The sequence below is a fragment of the Staphylococcus sp. HMSC035D11 genome (genome assembly GCF_001836075.1).
In the GTDB taxonomy this organism is placed as follows: domain Bacteria; phylum Bacillota; class Bacilli; order Staphylococcales; family Staphylococcaceae; genus Staphylococcus; species Staphylococcus hominis.
The window spans coordinates 1-18,944 of the sequence record NZ_KV827237.1; the positions used below are offsets into that span (position 1 = coordinate 1).

General features: G+C 31.5%; 18 protein-coding genes, 2 pseudogenes and 1 riboswitch. Of the genes and pseudogenes, 8 read left to right on the forward strand and 12 right to left on the reverse strand.

Translation table 11 applies throughout. From position 1 onward, the window contains the following. Positions 1 to 35: 35 nt before the first annotated feature. From HMPREF2647_RS05135 to HMPREF2647_RS05155, 6 genes and pseudogenes are all read right to left on the reverse strand, one after another. Positions 36 to 1,034 carry a D-lactate dehydrogenase gene (locus HMPREF2647_RS05135; protein ID WP_017175089.1) on the reverse strand — a complete coding sequence of 333 codons (999 nt, stop codon included), beginning with the start codon at positions 1,032 to 1,034 and terminating at the stop codon, positions 36 to 38. A gap of 27 nt (positions 1,035 to 1,061) precedes the next feature. Continuing rightward, positions 1,062 to 2,231 carry an aminotransferase class I/II-fold pyridoxal phosphate-dependent enzyme gene (locus HMPREF2647_RS05140; protein ID WP_061815452.1) on the reverse strand — a complete coding sequence of 390 codons (1,170 nt, stop codon included), beginning with the start codon at positions 2,229 to 2,231 and terminating at the stop codon, positions 1,062 to 1,064. A gap of 68 nt (positions 2,232 to 2,299) precedes the next feature. Beyond that, positions 2,300 to 2,414, reverse strand: a riboswitch (SAM riboswitch). Positions 2,415 to 2,477: 63 nt separating this feature from the next. Continuing rightward, positions 2,478 to 2,638: pseudogene (locus tag HMPREF2647_RS11590) on the reverse strand (dehydrosqualene desaturase); the annotation flags it as partial. A 398-nt stretch (positions 2,639 to 3,036) separates the two neighbouring features. Continuing rightward, complete coding sequence (locus tag HMPREF2647_RS05145; protein ID WP_070859649.1) at positions 3,037 to 3,762, reverse strand: aggregation-promoting factor C-terminal-like domain-containing protein; 726 nt, start codon at positions 3,760 to 3,762, stop codon at positions 3,037 to 3,039. A 426-nt stretch (positions 3,763 to 4,188) separates the two neighbouring features. Continuing rightward, the gene (locus tag HMPREF2647_RS05150) at positions 4,189 to 5,613 is read right to left on the reverse strand and encodes a phosphate--AMP phosphotransferase (RefSeq protein ID WP_070859652.1); all 1,425 of its coding nucleotides are present in this window, start codon (positions 5,611 to 5,613) and stop codon (positions 4,189 to 4,191) included. A 110-nt stretch (positions 5,614 to 5,723) separates the two neighbouring features. Then, positions 5,724 to 6,782 (reverse strand): PTS sugar transporter subunit IIC, encoded by a 1,059-nt coding sequence (locus HMPREF2647_RS05155; protein ID WP_049434794.1) that lies wholly within the window; start codon positions 6,780 to 6,782, stop codon positions 5,724 to 5,726. A gap of 289 nt (positions 6,783 to 7,071) precedes the next feature. Here HMPREF2647_RS05155 and HMPREF2647_RS05160 point away from each other — a divergent pair, with 289 nt between their 5' ends. The 6 genes from HMPREF2647_RS05160 (at position 7,072) to HMPREF2647_RS05185 (ending at position 11,338) form a co-directional block, all read left to right on the forward strand. Continuing rightward, positions 7,072 to 7,638, forward strand: a complete 567-nt coding sequence (locus tag HMPREF2647_RS05160; protein ID WP_061815454.1) for a TetR/AcrR family transcriptional regulator — start codon at positions 7,072 to 7,074, stop codon at positions 7,636 to 7,638. Positions 7,639 to 7,795: 157 nt separating this feature from the next. Continuing rightward, entirely contained in the window at positions 7,796 to 8,740 is a 945-nt protein-coding gene (locus HMPREF2647_RS05165) for an LLM class oxidoreductase (protein WP_049420460.1), read from the forward strand. A 12-nt stretch (positions 8,741 to 8,752) separates the two neighbouring features. Further along, entirely contained in the window at positions 8,753 to 8,989 is a 237-nt protein-coding gene (locus HMPREF2647_RS05170; RefSeq protein WP_002488270.1) for a DUF896 domain-containing protein, read from the forward strand. 391 nt (positions 8,990 to 9,380) lie between these two features. Beyond that, entirely contained in the window at positions 9,381 to 10,082 is a 702-nt protein-coding gene (locus HMPREF2647_RS05175) for a class I SAM-dependent methyltransferase (RefSeq protein ID WP_070859655.1), read from the forward strand. Then, a complete protein-coding gene (locus HMPREF2647_RS05180) occupies positions 10,051 to 10,476 on the forward strand; it encodes an NUDIX hydrolase (protein ID WP_049379267.1) in 426 nt (141 codons plus the stop codon). Before HMPREF2647_RS05175 ends, HMPREF2647_RS05180 begins: the two co-directional genes overlap by 32 nt. After that, a complete protein-coding gene (locus HMPREF2647_RS05185) occupies positions 10,469 to 11,338 on the forward strand; it encodes a DMT family transporter (RefSeq protein WP_049379266.1) in 870 nt (289 codons plus the stop codon). The genes HMPREF2647_RS05180 and HMPREF2647_RS05185 overlap by 8 nt, the downstream gene beginning before the upstream one ends. 91 nt (positions 11,339 to 11,429) lie before the next feature. On the opposite strand, the pseudogene HMPREF2647_RS05190 reads toward HMPREF2647_RS05185, so the two are convergent. Together HMPREF2647_RS05190 and HMPREF2647_RS05195 are read right to left on the reverse strand one after the other, a co-directional pair. Beyond that, positions 11,430 to 11,603: pseudogene (locus tag HMPREF2647_RS05190) on the reverse strand (VOC family protein); the annotation flags it as partial. Positions 11,604 to 11,655: 52 nt separating this feature from the next. Continuing rightward, positions 11,656 to 12,510: a fructosamine kinase family protein gene (locus tag HMPREF2647_RS05195; protein WP_017175098.1), complete on the reverse strand. Its 855-nt coding sequence runs from the start codon at positions 12,508 to 12,510 to the stop codon at positions 11,656 to 11,658. A gap of 225 nt (positions 12,511 to 12,735) precedes the next feature. Between HMPREF2647_RS05195 and HMPREF2647_RS05200 the strand changes: the two genes are divergently transcribed. Both HMPREF2647_RS05200 and HMPREF2647_RS05205 read left to right on the forward strand, forming a co-directional pair. Continuing rightward, positions 12,736 to 13,806, forward strand: a complete 1,071-nt coding sequence (locus HMPREF2647_RS05200; RefSeq protein ID WP_017175099.1) for a quinone-dependent dihydroorotate dehydrogenase — start codon at positions 12,736 to 12,738, stop codon at positions 13,804 to 13,806. Positions 13,807 to 13,877: 71 nt separating this feature from the next. Beyond that, complete coding sequence (locus tag HMPREF2647_RS05205; RefSeq protein WP_070859658.1) at positions 13,878 to 14,153, forward strand: hypothetical protein; 276 nt, start codon at positions 13,878 to 13,880, stop codon at positions 14,151 to 14,153. Between the two features lie 52 nt (positions 14,154 to 14,205). Here the strand turns inward: HMPREF2647_RS05205 and HMPREF2647_RS05210 are convergent, their stop codons facing one another. The 4 genes from HMPREF2647_RS05210 to alsS form a co-directional block, all read right to left on the reverse strand. Further along, positions 14,206 to 14,922 carry an epoxyqueuosine reductase QueH gene (locus HMPREF2647_RS05210; protein ID WP_070859661.1) on the reverse strand — a complete coding sequence of 239 codons (717 nt, stop codon included), beginning with the start codon at positions 14,920 to 14,922 and terminating at the stop codon, positions 14,206 to 14,208. Between the two features lie 258 nt (positions 14,923 to 15,180). Next, positions 15,181 to 16,113: a zinc ribbon domain-containing protein gene (locus HMPREF2647_RS05215; RefSeq protein WP_017175102.1), complete on the reverse strand. Its 933-nt coding sequence runs from the start codon at positions 16,111 to 16,113 to the stop codon at positions 15,181 to 15,183. Positions 16,114 to 16,238: 125 nt separating this feature from the next. After that, entirely contained in the window at positions 16,239 to 16,943 is a 705-nt protein-coding gene (gene budA, locus HMPREF2647_RS05220) for an acetolactate decarboxylase (RefSeq protein ID WP_002449310.1), read from the reverse strand. Positions 16,944 to 16,971: 28 nt separating this feature from the next. Next, positions 16,972 to 18,636 carry an acetolactate synthase AlsS gene (gene alsS, locus HMPREF2647_RS05225; RefSeq protein ID WP_017175103.1) on the reverse strand — a complete coding sequence of 555 codons (1,665 nt, stop codon included), beginning with the start codon at positions 18,634 to 18,636 and terminating at the stop codon, positions 16,972 to 16,974. Positions 18,637 to 18,944: the final 308 nt, after the last annotated feature.

Genomic DNA, 18,944 nt, shown 5'->3' on the forward strand with positions numbered 1-18,944 from the left:
ATTTGTTAGAAATTATGTCCCAGCCTCTTTTTATTTTAATTTACCCTTAGTTTAGTCGTACCACTAGTTAAAACATCCATAGTTGCATCAAGTGCATCTACTATGAGATTTTTGACAGCTGCTTCTGTATAGAAAGCAATATGTGGTGTTAAAATAATATCTTCTCTTTTGATAAGTTGCTTTAACAGTACATCATCTATCTCTTTTCCACGATAATCACCTGGGAATAATCCTCTTTCATATTCATATGTATCTAATGCAGCCCCTTTAATTCGACCACTATCTATAACAGAAAGTAAAGCTTGTGTATCTACAATTGATCCCCTTGCCGCATTCACAAATACGGCACCTTTTTTAAAATTTGAAAAAACAACGTCATTAAACAAATGATGATTATATTTCGTAGCTGGAATATGCACGGTAACAATATCAGCTTCTTTAATTGCTTCTTCTAATGTATCTTTATAATCAACGAATTTTGCTAAAGCGTTATTTGGAAATGGATCATAAGCAACAACCTTGCTGTTATAACCTTTTCCAAAAATTTCTGCCACAATCGAACCTATGCGTCCAGTACCAATTACTGCCACAGTTAAATCTCGGATAGATTGTGATAATATAGAAGGTTCCCAACGAAAGTCATAATTATGCACTTTATGTTGAATACGTTTTTGATACCTTACAATATTGATGGCTTGTGTAACAGCAAATTCAGCAATTGAACTTGGAGAATACGAGGGTACATTTGAGATAATGATGTCGTACTTAGTAGCTAAATCTAAGTCATACGTATCAAATCCTGCACTACGTTGTGCAATTTGCTTAATTCCATATTGTTTCAATTTCGCAAAAATCTCTTCTGAAATTGGATGTTGTTGAGATAACGATAGACCATCAAATCCTTTTACAGTATCAACTGTTGTCTCTGTTAACATTTCTTTGGTTAAATCAACATCAACATTGTTTTGTTTCGCCCACTCGTTAATATATGGTATATCTTCATCTCTTACACTCATAATTTTAATTTTGGTCATATATTGATCCTCTTCCTTCATAATTTTTTAACTATGCTTTGCTTTATACATATCAGCTAGGTCAATTAACCTACTAGCTGCTTCTTCTAACCATTTATCATCTAATGCAAGTGAGATACGCACGTAATGTTTTCCATTTTCACCAAACGGTATACCTGGAGCAACTAAAATAGATTTCTCTTTTAATAAATATTGTTCAAAGGTTTCACTATCATAACCTGGAGGTGTACGTAACCATGAATAGATACCGCCTTTAGAATGCACAAATGGTAGATGGGCTTCACTTAATTTTGCTTCAAACTTATCTCGACGCCGTTTAAATGTTTCATTCTGTTCTTCTAAAAATTCATCATAATGATTAAGTGCATACGTCGCTGCATCTTGTAACGCACCAAACATTCCAGCATTTGTATGCGTTTGATATTTCTTTAATGCTTGAATCATATCTTTATTTCCTACTGCAAAACCCACTCGGAAACCTGACATATTATATCCTTTTGAAAGTGAGAAAATTTCAATAGCGACATCTTTACCGTGTTCTGAAGCAAGTATGCTTGGATTTTTAGCATCAAAGCCAAAAGCACTATAAGCAAAGTCGTGCACAATTTTTGTATTTGTACCTTTGAATCGTTCAATTGCTTCATCAAATACTTCTTTTGTAGCCGTTGATCCTGTTGGATTATTGGGATATGTTAAATAAACAAGCGTTGTGTTGTCTAGTACTCTCTTATCTACATTATCCCAATTTGGCAAATAATCTGGAGGATCTAAATTTAATGGAACCGGATTGGCATCTGCGAGCATCACTCCTGCTAAATAATCTGTATATCCAGGATCCGGAAGTAGCACATTTTCTCCAGGATTAACAACACATGTAGGTAAAGCTACTAGTCCATTTTTTGTACCATATGAAATACATACTTCATCTTCTTTATCTAATGTCACATTGTACTGACGTTGGTAAAAATTAACAATGGCCTCTTTAAATGATTCTTTACCATGAAAGGCACCATATTTTTGATTTTCAGGAATCCGAATCGCTTCAGAAAAATGCTCAATAATACCTTCTGGTGTTTCACCATCGGGAATGCCTACTGCCATATTAATAAGTGGTAAAGGGCCATGTTCTACTTTACGTCCCATCGTTTTTCCAAAATAGCTATCAGGAATGGCTGCTAATCTTTTTGAAATAACCATGTTATTCCTCCTTAAATAAAAAGCTATATACCACTTTTGTGTGGCATATAGCTTCATGAGATATATGTCACTTATCTTTGAGGTTATTTATTATCCTCTTGGAGTTAGCACAGTACTTTATATTTATGAAGCCTGTTGCTGAAGTTTCATTGGGCCAAATCCCTTCACTTCTCTCGATAAGTTCTTACGTATTAAGTCTTATTTTAACATTACACTGATAATTGTCAATTTTCAGATTTATTTATTCTATTTCATATTTTTTATATCTTCTAACATAGCCTCTGCTGTTATTTTAGCACTTGTTAATACAATGGGTACGTCTCCGTCTGGATATATGCTTGCTTTACGCCTGAAAAATATAAATCTATATAATTACAGGACAGATAATAATTATTTTGTGTCTCAGTAAATTCACTAATAAAGTATTTAATATATCATTTATTTTAATATAGGCAGACGCTCTCACAAAAATAATAACTGACAGTATAGAAAACCAATGAACTAGTTCAATACATCACATTACGATAGTCATCTTATAAATAAACATCTTCTTTAGTTAAATTTTTTTATCCATTCATCGTTTAGAATATACATGACATTATTTAATAAAAAAGAAGTGGGATAGAATTCACTTTGAATTCGTCGTCCCACTTCAGCAAAAAAGACTAAAGTTGAAAAAGCTTAAACAAGCACATTTTCAATTCAGTTATCAATTGTCAATATATTAAAAATACCTGAGACATTTAATAATGTCCCAGGCTTTATTTCAATAACTCGATGTCCTATCCAGTTATCTACTTAAATCTTACCACCAACCGTTAGCATTACGGAAAGCAATTGCTGCATCCCATGAACCGTAACGTGATTTAGCATAGTTAGCCATACCTTGAGTTTGTGATGCTACTGAACCAGTACCCCATGATTGATTAGTTTGGCCTAAACCATGATATTGACCATTAGAAGCATTTGGGTTACCGCTTGATTCTGGCATTACGATAGCGTTCCAAGCAGCTTCAGTACCACCGTTAGCTAAGAATTGAGCTTTAACTGATCCACCAGTTGAAGCAGTTGAGTATGAAGTTGTTTTTGGTGCTGAGTATGAAGTTGTACGAGCACTGTAGTTATTGTAGCTAGACGTTCTTTGTACTGGAGCTGAAACAGCTTTTACATTTGAAGTGCTAGCTTGATTATTTGAACTTACTGATTGAGTTGAAGCTTGATTATAAGACTCAGTGTAGTCAGTAGTTGATTGAGCTGTGTCAGCACCACCAGTGTAAGTATAGTTCCAAGACCAAGTGTTACCATTTGAAGTAAAGTTATATTTGAAACCGTCTTTTACGAATGAAATGTCATATGCACCAGCTTGTACTGGGTGAGCATTTAATTCAGATGGGTTATTTTGAGCTAAGTCAGCTAAATGAGAATAGTTAGTTGTTTGTTCTGATGCATGTGCACTGTGATCGTTTGTTAAAGCATATCCTGTTAAACCTAAAGTTACTGCTAATGACGAAGCGATTATTGTCTTTTTCATAATAAATAATTCCTCCAAAATTGAAATATATATTTTCGTTATGTTTCGTTCTTTGTTTAAGATTAATTTCTGTTTTGATTTGTTGTTTAACTTTTGACAATAGCTACTATAACACAAAATTCATAGAATAGTATTACGCTTTTTTTACAAAAAATTACAATTAATCCATCATTTTGTAATATTGAAATATATTAAATACTTCTTGTAATATATAAAATCTATCAATATGGAGTTTATTTTTATTATAAATTAACGTTTTACAATACTTTCTTACAAAAATTACAATACTTTAACATCATTAGTAATATTACAAATTAATGTTTTGTTACATTACTGTAATATTTTTAAAGTGTAATTGGCTATTTAAATTCTTTACTTTTGATAAAAAAACAAGAGCTTGTACGTATTAAGTTTCCTTATTTATTTTTAATAATCCTTTACTCCCCAAAGTACCTTTTCACAATTACGAATAATATATTTTAGTATCTCAATACGAGAGGTTTTTTTATGATCAGCAGGGACCACAAGCCATGGTGCATAGGATGTATTTGTTTTCTCAACCATATCGTGACTTGATTCCACGTATAAATCCCATTTTTCTCTATTTCGCCAGTCTTCATCTGTAATTTTCCATTGTTTATTAACATTTTCTTGACGATCTTTAAAACGTTTTAATTGTTCTTCTTTATCTAATGTAAGGAAGAACTTTAAAATAATCGCTCCTTCATCTGTCCACATTTTCTCAAATGCGTTTATTTCATCATATGCACGTTGCCATTCATCGACAGTAGCAAAACCTTCGACACGCTCTACCAATACACGACCATACCAACTTCTATCGAATAATTCGATGTGCCCTATTCTTGGCATTTCTTTCGCAAATCTCCATAAATAATGATGTTTTAATTCAACATCTGTAGGGGCACTAATGCCATTCACTCGATAACCCGTTGGATCTAATTTTTCTCTAATTCGTTTAATATTTCCACCTTTACCAGCTGCATCCATACCTTCAAATACTAAAATAAGTGGAATCTTTCTATCATATAAAGCGAATTGAATTTCTCTCATACGATTTTGCAATTCCTCAATGAGCTGTTTATATTCATCTTTTTTTACTTTATCCACCTTTCTATCAAAAAGGTGTGTTTTAAAATTAGAATGAAATTTACCGTCTCGCTGTTCTTCTTTTTGCTCATGCTTCTCAATCGCTGTTTCAAGACGTTTGATAATATGTTCATACATTGTTTCAATCGCTTTTTCTCTTTCGGTATAATCAATGATTTCCCATGCTTTATCATTTTTTATAAATTGACGCATGTCTTTAAGATAAATATCTGTTGAAAGTACATTACTATATTCTTGAACTTTCCAACGCGTCAATGGATTATCTTTGGTTTGTTGAATATGTTCTTGACGTTTTTCTTCATTAATTTCTATGAAAAACTTAATGATTTCATAGTGATCTCGTTTAAGCATATTTTCAAAAGAAGAAATTTGTTGTTTGAGTACATCATAGTTTTTATATTTGGCGTGTTTAATTTTATTTTCTCTATAATCTAGATAATGAGAATACCAACTTCTAAAATAAATATTTATATCACCTTTTTTAGGTAAGGTATTCCAATATTTTTGTAAAAATTGATATCTTAAATCATCCTGTTTAGGTGACTGTGTCGCAATAAATTGTGTATACTTCGCATCTAAATTTAATAATAACTCATTAGATAAGCGCGTCTTCCCAGATGCAGGTACACCTTCAAATAATAACATCACTGGAATGCCTAGTTCATGTGTACGTCGTGTTAATTCTGCTGTTTTTAATGCTAAAGCTTCAATTTTTTTCGCCATTAACCCTTCATCCTTTTAATCTTTTTTCTATTTTATTGTAACATTATTGGCGTTTATCGTTTAAATTTAAAAATGCCTGAGACAATTCATCATGTCCCAGGCTAATGCGTTTATCCCATAAATTTGTAAATATCATTTGTAAATAATTTTAAGACTCTGCGTAAAATAACATCTAGTATAAATGCTGTTACTAAAGGTACAACAAAAAATCCAATAATAATTAGTATGATACTCATAACAGCTGAATCGACGTGTAAAAATTTAAATGCACTAATCGGCCCAATCATACCAATAAATCCAAACCCAGCAGACTCTTTTGTTCCAGCAATACCGATAAGACTACCAACTACACCAGAAACCGCTGCGGTAATCAAAATAGGTAGCATAATAATTGGATATTTCACCATATTTGGCATCATCATTTTCACGCCACCAAAGAAAATAGAAATTGGTACTGCAACACGATTTACTTGACTTGTGCCAATAAGTAAAACCGCTTCAGTAGCTGAAATACCAATTGAAGCTGAACCAGCTGCCAAACCTGTAATACCAATGGCAATAGCAATAGCTACTGTTGATAATGGGGAAATAATAATAAAACTAAATACCATTGAGATTAACATACACATCAATACGGGTTGTAATTCAGTGAAACTATTAATCATATTACCAATCGCAATATTTATAGTATGTACATATGGTAGGATGAGCACACCAATTGTAGCTGAGATACCTCCAACAATTGTTGGATAAACAATTAATGCCATACTTCCTACACGTTTTTCAATAAGTAGAATAAATAAAACTGCAATTGCAGCAGTAATCATCGTATTGATTAGATCACCAATACCTGCAATAATCCAAGCCCCATTCTTAAATTGAGCAGCACCACTTCCTACATAAGCTGCACTTGATACGACTGCAATCGCAAGAGGAGTCATATTAAATTTAATCGCAATTAACGCACCTACTAATGCTGGTACAGTAAATTGTAATGCTTGAACAACATGTAGTAATGTTGCAAAAATAGGATGGTGATGCATAAGAGCTTTAAAGATTTCACCTAAAATGGCATTCGGTACTAAACCTACCACAATCCCAATAGCCACTCCGGAAAGTACTCTAAAAATAAAATCTCCAACGCTTATTTTTCTAAGTTCTGTTGTCATTCTTATACCTCCTATAATATTTTGTTGTTGTATTAAGTAATGATAAAAAATACTATAACACATTTTCTAAATTTTCAGAATATTTATTTTATCATTTTCTTAAATTTTTCTAGTTTTATGGATATTTTAAGAATTTTGACCAACAATATATATGTAATTTAAAAAGAAAAAACAAATTTCTTCTATTATAATAGTTTAAAATAGAAAGAGTAATCATACTCTTTGACAACCTTCTTTGTTCGTTTAATAATTTAAAGTAAACACATTTTAAAATGAAAGGGGTGTCTTTGTGCCAAGCAATAAAATGGATCCAAGAGTCATACGTACAAAACAATTACTCGTAGAAGCATTTCTAAATGTGTCACAAGAAAAAGAAATGACCCAAATTACAGTAAAAAATATTACTGACCGTGCTACTGTTAATCGGGCTACATTTTACGCACACTTTAATGATAAATATGAAATATTAGATTATTCATTATCAATGACTGTTCTTAAAGATATTAAAGAAACGTTGTCTATTTCAGAAACGCTCAATGGTCAGATTATCTCTAAATTATTTGTCTCGATAGCATATTATTTGGAAAATGTACAAAATGCTTGCAAACTCAATCGTGAGACATTTTGTAACCATGCTCATAAATGCATTAACAACGAGTTGGAAGCTATGTTTACCCTTATGTTACAACATAAATATTCCGAGCACGATTCTAGTATTATTGAAAATAGCGCAAGCTTTTTAGCTGCTGGTTTATGCGGACTGGCAAGACATTGGTTAGATACAAGCGAACTAAGTGCTGAGCAATTTATTGATCAAAACTTACCATTTTTACTTCACCATATTACAAATCTATAATTCTATAAACAACACTTACAGTCTTAATGATTGTAAGTGTTGTTTTATAGAAAAGCATGCGACTTGCATAAAATGATTATTTAGGTTATATTATAAACAACACTTGTTGTTTAGATAATAAGTGTTGTTTATGTAAAGTTTAGTTAGGAGGGATGATATGTCCAAGATAGAAAATCATGAGGGTTTTAAACGTACCTTTAAAAATCATAAATTAACATTAGGTCTATCCATACCATTTGATAGTAAAAATAAAGAGCATATTGATTTTAACGAACAAGTGAAGTTTGCACAACAAGCTGAACGATTAGGATTTACAAGTTTATTCGTAAGAGATAATCCACTTTATAGTCCTCATTTAGGATCTGTAACTGAAAATTACGACCCATTTGTTTTCCTAACGTATTTAAGTGCGTTTACCTCAAAAATTGCACTTGGGACCAGCAGTATTGTGGCAACACTACGTCATCCTATCCATTTAGCTAAATCATCAGCCTCACTTGATCTTATTTCCAATCAACGTTTATTACTCGGTATGGCTACCGGTGATCGTTCTTTCGAATTCCCTGCATTTAAAGTAGATGAAAGTGCATTAACAGAACGTTATCAAACAACCATTCAATCATTAAGAGCACTTTGGCAATCACATTCTCCCAACATTTCAAATTCAATTTTTGAATTATATGAGGATTCTGGGTTACAAGTATTGCCTAAACATCATACGATTCCGATGTTTGGTACAGGCTACTCAAGACAATCCATGTCCTGGTTACAACAGCATATGGATGGTTGGCTATTTTACGCACAACCTTTTCAAGATCAAAAGAAATTAGTTGAAGCTTGGCACAGTGGTACCGACCGATTCAAACCGTTTATGAATATTCTAATGATTGATTTATCCCAAAATCCAAATGAAACCGTAAAACCGATTAAAGGTGGTTTCCGTACTGGACGTAAAAATTTACTACAAATATTAAAAGCTTATGAATCCATTAATACAAATCATATTATCTTAAGATTTACAAATGATGATCGTGATATCGAAGCACTTATAGAAGAAGTTGGAACGTATATTGTACCCCACTTCCCAGCTCATACAAATTAGGAGGAATAAATAATGAGAGAATTACTAGATAGAATTAATCAATTAGCAAATAAAGAAAAAGTTGAAAGTTTGAGTGTTGAAGAAAAACAAGAACAACATCAATTAAGACAAGAATATTTAGGAATGATTAGAGGCCAAGTCCTTCATACATTCTCAACTATGAAAGTTGTCGATCCACTTGGTCAAGACGTTACACCTGATAAAGTGTATGACTTAAGAGAAGAATACGGCAACATTCAAAAAAATTAAAATTTTATTATCAAGACTTAGACTGCCTTCAAAGTTCTGACTTTGAGGGCAGATTTTTTATGTCCATATTTTGAGTAAAGTTCTTAATTGAATCACAGCTCATTTTGTTGAAACCCTTTCCTAGAGAAAATATAAAGTAGTTCTTTGATTTTAATAATTAAAACTACTTAATGAAGTGATTGCTCACTTATGTTCGTTTATGCGACTGATTCTATATGCCACTCAACAAATATATTTCATAGTCTATCGTAGAATAGTTCAAGCCACAAATATTTATTTATAAGATATATTCAGGTATAGAATCAAACATCATAACTTATCACGATAATAATTATGATATTATATAAAATAAATATATAATAATATATAAAACAACTAAGAAGGTGCATCTATGAATAAAGTATCATATAATTTCCCACCATCAAGAATTGAAAGAGCAAAAGATAAATTAAAAACATTTATTTATAATGAATATTATTTTAGTCCTGGCGATAAAGTATTAGAAGCTGGATGCAGGGATGGGGCCATCCTATTCAAACTTATTGAGAAATATAAAATTGAAAGACATGGTATTGATATTTCTGAAAATGCAAAAAGTATTGCAACTGAGTATATGATTAAAACTGGAATCAAATTTAAGTATGTTATTGGAGATGTTCAAAATTTACCTTACCCTCAAAATACATTTGATACAGTTAGTTCATTAGGTGTTATAGAACATTTTCTAAACCCTGATAAAGTCATGAAGGAAATGTATAGAGTATTGAAAACTAATGGACACCTTATATTAATGACACCAAATAAATATTCGTTTGGTATTTTAGATAAGAAAATAAAAATTTTATTAAAAGTTTGGAAATTTGGTTATCAAACGGAATATAGCGTAAATGATTTAGAAAAGATAGCTAATAAATATGGTTTTAAAGTAGTCTCACGAAAGACTTTTAAGAACGACTCAATCAGTTTTAAACTGATTTCATCAATTGATCAAATATTAAATGTTTTTAATAAAAATTTTGGATTCTACAGTTATATCTACCTCATAAAGGAGGTAGATAAAAATGATTATAAATCATATCAAACTTCAATTTAATGAGACAGTTACAAAATATGATTCTGTTTTAATTGTTTTAACCTATCAAGGACATCTTGTTTTTGTTAAAAATAAAAAAAGAGCATGGGAATTAACAGGAGGTAAGGTAAACCATAATGAAACGATGAATGAGACAGCTATCAGAGAGGCTTATGAAGAGTCTGGCGCTGTCATCAATGAAAGTGATATAGACTATTTAGGTTACTATATACTACCAAATGGCCATACCACTACAATTACAAAAGCTGAAGTAAGCTATTTTAAAGATATACCGAAATATTCAGAAACTACTGAAAGAATACTTACGAAAGAACCATTAGACAAAAATTTATTATCATTTCAAGATGGGTTATATGAAGAAATTTTTAAATATTTAGGGGTATACCATGAATAAGGTTAAAAAAGGGTATTTATTTAATATTATTTCCGTAGCAATCATGTCTTTAACCCCAATATTAAACAAACTTTCACTCACTGATTTATCACCTATTCAAGCAAGTTTTTTTAATGCTTTGTTTTCAACTTTAATATTATTAATAACTGTATTACTCGATAAAAGTAAAATAAAAATCTATCATAACAAATTTATATGGCTCTTAGGTATTACTAATACAATAGGTATTTTACTCCAATATGTAAGTTTAAGTTTGTTAGATCCAGTTAGTGTTGGATTATTAGGAAGATTTTATATTATATTTGCGTTGTTTCTTTCAGTGCTCTTTCTAAATGAAACGTTGTGCAAAAACGATATCCTTCCTATAATTTTTGCTGTTATAGGTTCATTCTTGATTACTCATTTTTCAGGTGATTTTAACAGTATATTAGGTGTGATTGTCACCCTATCTTATACATTCTTTTTTGCGCTAACGAATATGTTAGCTAAAAAGACCGTCAAAGACATTGATTCTAAAACCATCTTACTATACAATCAGGCGACTTCTACTTTGTTGCTAGGTATCATATTAATTGTGACTAATCATTTACATACCATACATATAAGCATAGGCTTGTTCTCTATTTTACTTTCTGCTTTGTGTAGTGGCGTAATAGGACTTTTATTATTTTATGAAGGTTTGAAATACATTTCGTTTCGTGAAGCGAATATTATAAGAACCCTCAATCCTATATTTGTGTTTATATTTTCTTTCCCGTTTTTCCCTTTACCATTAACGCCTAAATTCATAACCGGCGCGATTTTAATCATTATTTCTATTATTTATATGAATCTATATAAAGATAAAAAAACGTCTTCATGATAACTTTTTCATTAAAAATGCGCCCCACCATTAGATCTCATTCTAACTTTGGGGCGTATATTAATTGGCGTATTTTATAAAATTAATTGAACTAACAAACTAAGAAATTATATTTATGTCCATCTGGATCAGCAAATGTTGCACCGTAATAACCTTGAGAAGTCTTAGGTTCATCAATCACCTTACCACCTAATGCTTCCACTTTATGCATTAATTCATCCACTTCATTATTAGTTTTAACACCTAATGATATAATCACTTCATTAAAGACGAAAGAAACAACTTCGGATTAAGACGACTTAACCCGAAGTATTTTATTAGGCCAATATGTGATCCATTGAACGATTCACACTACTTGCATACATACCACCAAATTTAACTAAATGCACCATGAATAAATATAATCTATAGAACTCTAAGCGTTTTTCTGCTCCTTTTCCTAAAGGATAATGCTTTTCATATTCATTATAAAACTCTTGTGTAAATCCACCGAAGACAGTAGTGATACCTAGATCAAATTCTCTATCTCCATATAACGGCGCTGGATCAAATAAAGCGGGACGCCCATCTTTTAAAAACATATAATTACCGCCCCATAAATCACCGTGTAAAAGAGACGGTTTGCTATTATGATTTTCTAATTCATTAATCATAACAGAACGTACTTGTTCGTATACTTTATTATCTTCTTCATTCCATAAATTTTTACGTAATAGTTCATCCCTTAAATGATCCATACGGCGTTCTACAAAAATTTCACTCCAAGACTCTGACCATGTATTATCAAATGAGACATCAGCCCCTTCATAAGGTAACTCGAATCCAAACTTACCTTCTGACTGTTGATGACTATGCATTTTGGCTACAAGTTGTCCTAATTCTTTTTGACTTCCTTTACCGCCTTCTTCTAAATAACTGAGTAATAGATACGCATCGCCATTAATTTCGCCATTTTCAATCACTCTTGGTGCTGTAATATCTGCTTTTTCAAATGCTTCTAGTCCAGCCATTTCGGCAGCGTAGAAAGAGGGTTTACGATTTCTTTGAACTAATAAAAAATATATATCATCGTTTGTTGTAATTTTAAATGCTTCATTTACATCTCCACCGCTTACTGGTGAAATATCTTGAATACCCTCTAAAGGTAATTGATTTTTCCAATCTGATTTCATTAATTATCCTCCTTAGTCCAATTCTTTATCTACTATTCTATTACCTAAATGGATGTGCTTTAACCTTTGTCATTCCAAAATGATTTAAAGTTAGGCAATTTTTCAAACACTTTCAAATTTGACTATTCATTTTTAATCGAACGTGCTAGTCTATTAAAGGAATGTTTTTTCAATGATATTAAATGAGGATCGTAAGCCTCAAATACAATGAAATGGAGCATTATTATGTACAAATTAATTAAACCTCTTTTATTCAAAATCGAACCTGAAAAGGCACATGGATTAACAGTAGATGCCTTAAAATTCACTCAGAAAAACGCTTTTTTACTACCTTTTGTAAATAAATTATTTACATATGAACACCCCTCTCTTTCACAAAACATTAAAGGGATAACATTTAAAAATCCAGTTGGTTTAGCTGCTGGTTTTGATAAATCATGTGAAGTGCCTAAAGCACTTGAAAATGCTGGTTTCGGTGCTCTTGAACTTGGTGGCATTACACCTAAACCACAAGATGGCAATCCTAAACCGCGTATGTATCGCTTACTTGAAGATGATGCCTTAATCAATCGTATGGGCTTTAATAATATGGGGATGAATAAAGCTTTATGGAATTTAAGACGTCATGCTTACACTATTCCTGTAGGTTTAAATGTGGGCGTTAATAAAACGACACCTTACGAAGAGCGTTATCAAGATTATATTAAAGTCATCGATGCGTTTAAAGCAGATGTATCATTTTTCACTGTGAATATTAGCTCACCTAATACTGAAAACTTACAAAGTTTCCATGATAAAGATGAATTTTCAATGTTATGTCATGCTTTAATAGATTATAAAGCACAACACGAAGTGAATGTCCCAATCTTTTTAAAGCTAACTTCAGATTTAGAACTTGAAGGTTTTAAAACTATTTTACCTCAAATTACAGAAACCTTTGATGGTATGATTTTAGCCAATACCACACGTCAACGTGATGGATTATCTTCTCCAAATAAAGTAGAAGACGGAGGATTAAGTGGTCGACCTTTATTTAAACGTAATTTAGAACTTGTAAAATGGGCTTATCAACAAACGAATGGCGAATTTTTAATCATTGGTACAGGTGGTATTTTTAGTGCACAAGATACTATTCAAATGATGCGAAATGGTGCGTCACTTGTACAAATCTACTCATCCCTCGTGATAGAAGGCCCTGGTTTAACTAAAAAGATTAATCGAGATATTGCTAAATATTTAAAAGCAAACCATTATAGTCATATTAGTGAGATTATTGGACTAGATGCTAGACGTTAAAATATTTCACTAAACGATAAAGTGTACTATACTAATATTACACGTAGCACGTACTATCGGAGGGTATGTTGATGACTATAGAAGATAAACAAACAAAGTCACAAACTAAAGATAAGCATAACATTGAAGATGCCAAATCTTCTCAAGAATACGATAATAGTATCGGTTACAATGGTGAAAAGAAAACAGCTTTGGATCTTGAAATTGAACGTGAACTATTAGAAATGATGGAAAATAAAGATCCTGAACCTGAAAAAGAGAAGAAAGGTATAAAAATTGCTGGACTACTATCTGCCCTTGTTATTGCTATTTTAGCTATTGTGCGTTTTATCCATCGTACGTTATAACTAAAAGCGAAGGAGTAAGAAAGAATGGTTAACTCATTCTCTCTTACTCCTTTTAAAATTGTTCTAAAAATGCTTTAGCTTCTCGATTAATTTTTTTAAAATCAATACCTTGTTCCATCGCTGCAAATACACATCCGCAATAACATTGTCTAAATATATTATAATCATTACACATTTCTATAGACCGTTCGTAACCTTTATTTTTCTTAAAATCACTAGGTAAATAATATGTATTGTATAATCGTTGAACTTCCATACCGAGTTCGTTAATTAATTGAGCATTCTTTTTAGGAGATAATGTTAATGCACTACCGAAATAATCATATCCATACTTCACTGCTGCTTCTGCGACAAGCTCTAAACGCATCTCAAAACACGCTGTACAACGTTTTCCACCTTCAGGTTCTTCAGTAAGACCACGCGATTTCGCCATCTTCATGAATTCATATGGCTGATAATCAGCTTCAATATATTTTATCGAATATCCAGTCTTCTCATTAAAATCTTTTACAAATTGTGCTTGGACTTTGGCACGTCTTAAGTATTCATTTTTAGGATGAATGTTAGGATTAGCAAAATAAATAGCAATATCTGCATACTGAGATAGATATTCTAATGTATATGTGCTACAAGGTGCACAACAACTATGTAATAAAATTTTAGGGCGAACGCCTTCACGCTCCCATTGATTAATCAGTTTTTTCAACACCCTATCATAATTGATTTTTTGATTTTTCATCTTCTTAATCATAGGTTCAGCATTTAACATTTCTCAATTCTCCTTATAAAATATTATATATTATTTTTAGTTTGAGACTTATACAATAAAAATATATCAGATATTATCGACTTACTATATCTTGAACTTTTTTAATAGCCTCATCTTCTATTTCTTTGAAAATTTTTATTGCCCTATGTATTTTTTATATTATTTCTTAAAGATGGTGATTACTTAAATTCATTAATGACACGCGTATCACATTGAGTACATACATTTTAAATTGGAACAAATTTACTTCCATAATGCTTACAATAAGCCACTAAAACCTCTTCCAAATAATCTACGTAGTACTCCGAAATCATCGAATTGACTAATTAACGATGATCCAAATAAATGTAATGCAAATCCAATAATAACGAAAAATATGATAACACCGTAAAAACTAGGGATACGTAATTTTCTATTTACACTATATTTAGCAATTAAATATATACATGATGTGAATAATAAGATAATCGAAAATACTCCTAATACCCCACTTAAAATATAAAGTTTTAAAAATAGTGAAATAAATCCTAACAAAAGTATAAGCACTGATAATGTATTCGTTAAAATAAAGTCTGACAAAACTTTTTTAATTTGAAAAGGTTGAAGTACAGTTAAACGTATCACTCCATAAGTAATAAAGAAAAGAATAGCTATAGCAATAGCGATGCCTAGTATTACTCTTAGAACAATAGTAAATACTCCTGAAACGATATAACCAAAACTATCTTCAATCATAAAATGAATAAAAAATCCTAAAATTAATAAGCCCACTATCACTAATGAAGCTAATAATGAGTAACTAAATGAATGATGACTCTCAATGATTGTATCATGCCGTTTAAACACTTGTTTAAAGAATTTTTTACTTTCTTCGACAACAGATTTAACTTTTTGACTTGAAGCACTAGGATTACCATAACGTTGTTGATAAGATGTATAATCAGGTGCATCTTGCGTTTGAGATGACTCAATATTGTTGTATTGATTCACTGTAGGCTGTTCTTTTGATATAGCATTTGGCGAAGTAACAGAACTTGAAGTAGAGTGATTTACACTTTTGTTTATATGACTATCCAAGTTTAATGATTCTGGTGTTGTTGTAGATGGTGTAATCTGATCTAATTTCGTTCCACATTCTCCACAAAATAAATCTCCTTGTTGATATGACTGACCACAATTTGGACATTGCATCCTATATACCTCCATAAACATAAAATTCGAAATCATTATACCATTAAATTGAATTGCTTAAAATATTATTTTAATGAAATAAAAAAGTTCGAATCTTAAAAGATTCGAACTCTAATGATGATATATTATTCAGCTTCTCTAATTTCTGCATCGATATCTGCATAATCAATTTCAGTATTAGTGAATGTTTTATTATCGATTGGGAAGTGTTGTTCAAATGTTTCAAAGTTTTGAATTTCAACTTTTACATCATCTACTTCAAAATCTAAAATGTGTCCGCCGAAATTACGATCATCGTTGGCGAAATGAATATGGAAACCACCAGAACCAATACCATGGAATAATTCAGGTGTAAAGAAGCCAATCACTGTACCGTTAACATCTTCCTGAGTTTCTTCAGGTTGTCTACGTGCTGAATCAATTAATCTTGTATATGGTGGTTCTTGTTTTGGCATCATACGAACATGCATTTTTTTAAATTTACCAGTGATTTTTACTGCTGAGAATAAATTATCACTTAACATATGTTCTTTTACTTCATTTAATACTGTTTCAGAATCTTTATTAGAAGTTTCATAAGATTCATCTGCTTCAAATTTAGTAATTGTTGCAAAAGGTGTTAATTCATCACCTTTAAGTTTAACGAATTCTTTTTTTTCATTTGCATGGTAAGCTTCTCCATTAATGAAGATAACTTCACCGTCTGAACCTGTAAGTGTTGCTAGTCCTGAATCACCATGTTTTAATAATTCATCGATTGTGGCAGTTCCTTCTAATAAACCTGCCATCAATGTACCTAATGTACCATGTTGATATAATACATGACCCATATTAATATTCACTCCTATTTTTAGAAAATTAATTTAAAGAATCTGGTAACATATTTGTTGATAATTTAATATTATCTTTATAATTTACTGGAATATCAATTAAAACAGGTCCTTCTGTTTCGTAACCTTCTTTAATTGCAGCTTCAAGTTCTTCTGGGCTTGTTACTCGGATACCTTTCGCACCAAATGACTCTGCATATTTAACATAATCTACTGGACCAAATGCTACGCCAGCTGCACGTTTATATTTCATTTCTTCTTGGAATTCAACCATGTTGTATTTACCATCATTCCAAATTAATTGAATGATATTTAATTTTTTACGTACAGCAGTTTCTAAATCTTGACCTGAGAATAAGAAACCACCATCACCAGCAACTGACACAACTTGTGTGTTTGGACGTACTAATGCAGCTGCTATAGCCCATGGTAACGCAACACCTAAAGTTTGCATACCGTTACTGAATAATAAGTGTCTTGGATTGTAACTTCTAAATTTACGAGCCATCCAAATATAATGACTACCTACGTCTACTGTAACAGTTGTATCATCAGTTAACGTTTTTTGCATTGTATTAATAATTTCTACTGGATGTAAAATACCATCTTCATGTTCATATTTAATACCAGTAGCTTCGATAATATTTGCTCTTAATTCTTCTAAGTCATCTAAATGTTTTTGATCAATAATTGGTTCAGACACTTTTTCTGACATCATTTGAATTGTACCTGCAATATTACCTACTAATTCTTTTTTAGGACGTAAGTAATTTGTAATTTCAGCATGTACTTCGTCAATTGAGATAATTTCAGTATCTAATTCTTTATTCCAGTTACTTGCTTCGTATTCAATTGGATCATAACCGATTGCAACTACTAAATCAGCTTTTCTTAGTAATTCGTCACCCACTTGGTTACGGAATAAACCAACACGACCAAAGAAATGGTCTTCTAATTCACGACTAATTACACCAGCACCTTGGAAAGTTTCTACAACAGGTAAGCTTGTTTTTTCAACAAATTTACGAATTGCTTCTGTTTCTTTTTCACTAGAACTTCTCATACCTGCAAGTAATACAGGGAATTTAGCATCTTTAATTGCTTGAAGCACTTCATTCACTTCTTCATCTGTTGGTACGCCTAAATGAGGTTTTTCTGGTAAGTCGATTGCTTTACTTTGCACTTGAGATGAAATAACGTCTTGTGGAATACTAATGAAACTTGCACCATTTTTACCAGAAGTTGCAGTGCGGATTGCATTTGTCATAACTTCAGATAATGATTCAGGATCTTGAACCTCTGCACTATATTTAGTTGATGATTTTAGTAACGCAGCATTATCTACAGCTTGGTGAGTAAGACGTAATAAATCATTTCGTTTAACTTGACCACCGATTGCTAATACAGGGTCACCTTCTGAAGTAGCTGTTAATAATCCAGTTGTTAAGTTACTTACCCCTGGACCACTTGTTACTAATGCAACACCAGGTTTACCTGTTAAACGTCCAATGCCTTGTGCCATCATTGCAGCATTTTGTTCATGACGTGTAACGATAAGTTCTGGACCATCATCTTCTAATGCATCGAATAAATAGTCGATTTTTGCACCTGGAATACCAAATACATAATCCACATTATTATTTTTTAAAGTATCAATGACCATATCTGCAGCAGAATAGTTTTCTTTAGCCATTTTATATTCATATCCTTTCAAGTTTACATTTGTAATTTAAATTTTTTATTTCAAAATTACTTTTCTATTTTTTTATACCCAATTAAAAAGAAGCCACACACATGTCTATTTTTTTAGGGAAAAAGAGGGAAAGACTTAGTCACATGTTAATTGCGGCTTCTTTATATTTAAATAACTTCAATTTTTAAAGTTGAAGTGTAACCTCAGTTAATTAGACATATTCAAATATGAGATGGGAGTTTTCTATTATATATGTCATGTTTAAGGGAATGATAGTAAGACATACTTATTAGAACATTTGAATACGT